At 39.3% G+C, this 5,284-nt stretch carries 2 protein-coding genes, 7 tRNA genes and 1 pseudogene; all 10 read right to left on the bottom strand.

The annotated features are described in order from the left end of the window. On the bottom strand, positions 1 to 1,287 hold a 1,287-nt coding region (locus tag V192_RS0118675), incomplete at its 3' end, for a 6-phospho-beta-glucosidase (RefSeq protein ID WP_025873760.1). Between the two features lie 80 nt (positions 1,288 to 1,367). Further along, a pseudogene (locus V192_RS20755) lies at positions 1,368 to 3,268 on the bottom strand (beta-glucoside-specific PTS transporter subunit IIABC). A gap of 155 nt (positions 3,269 to 3,423) precedes the next feature. Next, positions 3,424 to 4,263 (bottom strand): BglG family transcription antiterminator LicT, encoded by an 840-nt coding sequence (gene licT, locus V192_RS0118665; RefSeq protein WP_025873759.1) that lies wholly within the window; start codon positions 4,261 to 4,263, stop codon positions 3,424 to 3,426. Between the two features lie 251 nt (positions 4,264 to 4,514). Next, a tRNA-Glu gene (locus V192_RS0118660) sits at positions 4,515 to 4,586 on the bottom strand. 11 nt (positions 4,587 to 4,597) lie between these two features. Beyond that, a tRNA-Ile gene (locus V192_RS0118655) sits at positions 4,598 to 4,671 on the bottom strand. A 12-nt stretch (positions 4,672 to 4,683) separates the two neighbouring features. Continuing rightward, positions 4,684 to 4,754 (bottom strand) — tRNA-Gly (locus V192_RS0118650). A 16-nt stretch (positions 4,755 to 4,770) separates the two neighbouring features. After that, positions 4,771 to 4,843: transfer RNA gene (locus V192_RS0118645), tRNA-Phe, on the bottom strand. An 18-nt stretch (positions 4,844 to 4,861) separates the two neighbouring features. Next, positions 4,862 to 4,935, bottom strand: a tRNA-Asp gene (locus V192_RS0118640). Positions 4,936 to 4,984: 49 nt separating this feature from the next. Further along, positions 4,985 to 5,058, bottom strand: a tRNA-Met gene (locus V192_RS0118635). A gap of 59 nt (positions 5,059 to 5,117) precedes the next feature. Then, positions 5,118 to 5,207, bottom strand: a tRNA-Ser gene (locus V192_RS0118630). Between the last annotated feature and the right edge of the window lie 77 nt (positions 5,208 to 5,284).

Below are 5,284 nucleotides of genomic sequence, written 5' to 3'. Positions count from 1 at the left end.
TCCGGCTGAAACAAGATCGATACAGCCCCATGTTGTATACCCTAATAGGTCTACGCCGTCAAGTTCTACCGCATCTTTCATCGCTTGGATATGTGCGGCTAAATACTCGATACGATAATCATCGATCACGTTGCCATTTTCGTCTGGTGTATCTACTGCTCCTAAGCCATTTTCAACGATAAACAATGGTTTTTGGTAACGATCATATAAGTCATTCATTGTTGTACGTAAGCCTAGTGGATCGATTTGCCAGCCCCATTCACTTGCTTCCAAGTATGGATTCTTCACTGAGGCAAAGATGTTTCCAGCTGTTTTTTCATTGATCGCAGGATCAGTTGATTGAACACGAGATGAATAATAAGAGAAGGAGATGAAATCCACTGTGTRTGCTTTCAGTAATTCTAAATCACCGTCTTCGATCGGTAATTCAATGCCTTCACGTTCTAATTCTTTYAACGCATAAGCTGGGTATTCTCCACGAGATTGCACATCGATAAAGAAGAAATTCTCACGATCAGCCTTGCGYGCTGCCCAGACATCTTCGGGTTTACATGTATAGGCATAGTTTGTCCCAGCCGCTAACATACAACCGACTTGGTTTTCTGGATCGACTTCATGAGCRATTTTGGTTGCGATGGCACTTGCTAGTAACTCGTGATGTGCCGCTTGGTATTTRACTTGTTCTTTGTTTTCGCCTTCTTCAAAGTAAAGACCTGCGCCCATAAATGGTGCRTGTAAAATCATATTGATTTCGTTGAACGTTAACCAGTATTTTACTAAGCCTTTATAACGGTTGAARATCACGTTACATAGATTTTCGTAAAAACCAACCATTTCACGACTCCGCCATGCGCCATATTTTTCTACTAAGTGCATTGGACAATCAAAGTGAGTGATCGTTACAAGGGGTTCTATATTGTATTTGCGGCATTCTTTGAACAAATCTTCATAGAACTTCAAACCTTCTTCATTTGGCTCTGTTTCGTCTCCTAGAGGGAAAATACGGCTCCATGCGATCGATAAACGATAAGTTTTAAAACCCATTTCGCCAAATAATGCGATGTCCTCTTTGTAACGGTGGTACATGTCGATCGCATTTTGAGCTGGGTAAAAATGTTCGTCATCAAACGCAAACATTTTTTTCTCCCCTGTGATCACTGGAAAACGATCTGGTCCTACTGGTGCAAGATCCACGTTCGCTAAACCGCGTCCACCTTCGTTATATCCGCCTTCACATTGATTGGCAGCTGTCGCGCCGCCCCATAAAAAGTCTTTTCTAAATCCCATATCATTAAAATTCCCTTCTTTTACAAGCTTACAGCAACATGTGGCAAACGTTGCTGCAAGCTAATTTTTCTCTATAATTTTTAAGTTAATCCTGTAATCAAAGTATCATTTGAAGTAACTTCTCGTTCTTGTGTCTCTACAATATCTAGATAGTCACCCGTATTCGTAACAATGACTGGCGTTTCTACACTATATCCAGCAGCTTTGATCGCCTCAATATCGAATGTCACTAACTCTTGTCCTTTTTTCACCTTATCTCCTTGGGCTACTTTTGCTTCAAAGCCGTTTCCTTCTAGTTGAACCGTATCCATACCGATATGGATCAATAACTCCATCCCTTGATCTGATATCAATCCAATTGCATGCAATGTTGGGAACAACGTCATTACAGTTCCATCAAAAGGTGCTCTAACAACGCCTTCTGTTGGTTCAATCAAAACACCCTTACCTAAGGCACCTTGTGCGAATGCTTGATCACTTGCTTTACTTAATGGTAAAACTCGTCCTTTAACTGGGCTCAAAACAGCTTCTTTAATTGCCTTTTGTGCTTTCTTATTTTCGGTTACTTCTTCCACAACTGTATCATCTTTCCAGAAGAAGAATGTCAATGCAAACCCGATCACTACTGCGATCAAGATGGATACAAATGAATGGATCATCCCGCTTGCATCATCACCATTAATAAAGTTTAAAACACCGAAGATTCCTAAACCACCCATGGTATATGACGTTACACCATTGATCATCAAATACAATCCACCAGCTGCTGCCCCGATCATTGAAAAAATGAAAGGCGTTTTTTTAGGTAATGTGATTCCGTAAATTGCCGGCTCAGTTACACCAAAAATTCCTGAGATGATTGCTGGCGGACATAAAGCTTTCATTTTTGTATCTTTCAATTTGAAGAACATTGCCATAACAACTGCTGTTTGAGCAAAACTTGCAGCAAAAGAACCAACTAATACTTGCTTGCGCCTTCTTGAGTAATTTGCATAATAGCTAGTGGTACAACACTCCAGTGTAAACCAAAAATAACCAATACTTGCCAGAAGAAACCAAGAATAACGCCATATAATGCTGGTGAGAAGCCCATTAAAGCTTGGAAACCGGCACTTAATAAATCTGTCAGCATACTAATGATTGGACCAATTACTAAGAAACCAACTGGTAATGCAATCAGTAATACAAAGAACGGTACCAAGAACGTTTGAACAACTTCAGGAATTAATCTCTTGAAGAGTTTTTGGATTTGAGCTGCAAAAGCAACAATGAATATGATCGGTACTACACTACTTGTATAACCAGCACCAACCCATGGAATACCTAAAAACGTGTCATAAGCAGGTAAGCCTAACAAACTATAAGGAGCAGCTGCTCCTGCGCCTGCTGTTGTTTCAAAGGCTGCTTGTAAGGCACTCCCTTGCACCGTAGGGTAACAAAGAGCTGCTCCAATAACAATTCCTACCATTGGGTTCAAATTGAATTTTCGAGCTGCTGTATAGCCTAAAATCACTGGCATGAAATAAAATATTGCATCGCCAATACCATTTAACATCGTATATGTTCCAGAAGTAGCTGAATATAATTTCAAGAAAACAAGTAACGCATTTAGTCCTTTTACCATACCGGCCGCAGCTAATGCACCTAAGAATGGTTGGAAACAGCCACTTAAAATATCGATCAAACGATTAAATAGATTTCCTCCAGCAGATTCTTGCTCCGCATCTGCTGAAATTCCTGCGATGCTTACGACATCTTCATAAACGGCAGGTACATGATTTCCGATCACGACTTGATATTGTCCGCCACTTTTCATTACCGTCACAACGCCATCCATATTTTTTAAGATATCGTCGTTTGCTTTTGATTCATCTTTCAGCTTAAAACGTAAGCGCGTAATACAATGTGTTAAGCTATTGATATTTTCTTTTCCACCTACGTTATCTACAATTTTCTGTGCTAAATCATGATATTTTCCCATTTTTTGTTCCTCCAAAGTTTCGTTTTTTTAATACATTACATTTGAAGGTTTAGCCAACTTAATGTCACTATCCAAGGGGGCTTGCTGTAGTTGCTACTGTACTTCTATCCACCTTTCATTCCATTATTAATCTATACTAAGATTGAATAATCTTGTTAACCATTTGTCTGTACTACTCGTGCGATATGAATGATCAAATACATTTTCTCTTCTTCAGAAATCATATAGTCATAACGTTCAAATAAAAATTCAGAAATCTTATTCACACAATTATACGCATTACGATACTTCTTTTTGATTACTTCATATAATTCTCCATCTTCTTCATCATGAAATTCTTTATGATTTAATAAGCGATAAGCAAAAAATTTTAAATGAGTACTAAAACGATAAAAATAGACCGAGTCTTCATTAAAAGTAATCTTAAAATGATATTTAACAATATTTGTAATTTCCTGCATAATTTTTGTTAGTTCATAAACATTACCAACTTCTTCATCCATTTCAGCATTAACTAAATGTAAAGCAATAAATCCTGCTTCATCTTCTGGCAATTGTACCTCAAACTTCTCTTTGACCATCTCGACTGCTTTATTTCCAATGAAATATTCATCTGCAAAAAAACGCTTAATGTCCCATAATAAAAAATTCTTCACTTCAATTCCCTGTCTCATCCGCTCCAAAGCAGTATGGAGATGATCAGTTAAGGAAATAAAAATAGTATCATTTAGTTTCCTACCTAGTTTCGTCTTAGCGTATGTGATAATCTCATCAGACAGCTGCATTACTTCTAAAGGCAGTTCACCCAATAATTCTTGGAATTTCAAAGAAGTATCCTGGTTCGCTAAACGAAACACTTGATCAACTTGCTCCTCCGGGATAAAATCACCAATTTTCTTTTTAAATGCAATCCCCCGTCCCATTACGATTTGTTCCTGCTCATTTACATCCAACGTAATCACAACATTATTATTCAAAATTTTTTGAATAACCATTTTTTCGCTCCCTTCTTCATGCTTCACTCCTTTAATTGTAAAAAAAGAAAAACCCAACCTTTCCAAAAAAGAAGAAACTCTCCTTCATTGGAAAAATTAGGTTTAGCTTGTATTTAAACAATCACTATCCATTTATTTACTTGTTGTGTACAAGCATAGAATACCTTATTGCGGCTAAAATGTCAACGTTTTCATAGAAACATTTTATAAAGAAAAAAACATTCAGCACAAAAGCTAAATGTTTGCAAACATGACCCGTACGGGAATCGAACCCGTGATACCGCCGTGAAAGGGCGGTGTCTTAACCGCTTGACCAACGGGCCTTTTAAAATTATGGGCCTAAATGGACTCGAACCATCGACCTCACGCTTATCAGGCGTGCGCTCTAACCAGCTGAGCTATAGGCCCTTAAAGAAAAAAAGCGGGTGACGAGAATCGAACTCGCGACAACAGCTTGGAAGGCTGTGGTTTTACCACTAAACTACACCCGCATGTTTCTTCTTTCAATGGCGCAAGACAGAATCGAACTGCCGACACACGGAGCTTCAATCCGTTGCTCTACCAACTGAGCTACTGCGCCAAATAATTATAATGATAACGGTCTGGACGGGACTCGAACCCGCGACCTCCTGCGTGACAGGCAGGCATTCTAACCAGCTGAACTACCAAACCATCGTTATTGTGTTGCGTCACTAATAACTGTTTGCTTATTTAAAAGCAATTGCGGGGGCAGGATTTGAACCTACGACCTTCGGGTTATGAGCCCGACGAGCTACCTGACTGCTCCACCCCGCGATAATATATAGTCTTTATTGACTATAGAAAGGTGATAACTTTTGGTGATTTCTTAACAAAGGAGGATAAGGGATTCGAACCCTTGCACGGTTTTACCCGCCTGACGGTTTTCAAGACCGTTCCCTTCAGCCGGACTTGGGTAATCCTCCGGAATAATTATTAAAATGACCCGTACGGGAATCGAACCCGTGATACCGCCGTGAAAGGGCGGTGTCTTAACCGCTTG

The organism is Enterococcus crotali (assembly GCF_000633635.1).
GTDB lineage: Bacteria > Bacillota > Bacilli > Lactobacillales > Enterococcaceae > Enterococcus_L > Enterococcus_L crotali.
The sequence above is the reverse complement of the archived record's forward strand: the minus strand, read 5'-3'. Positions and strand labels throughout refer to the sequence as shown.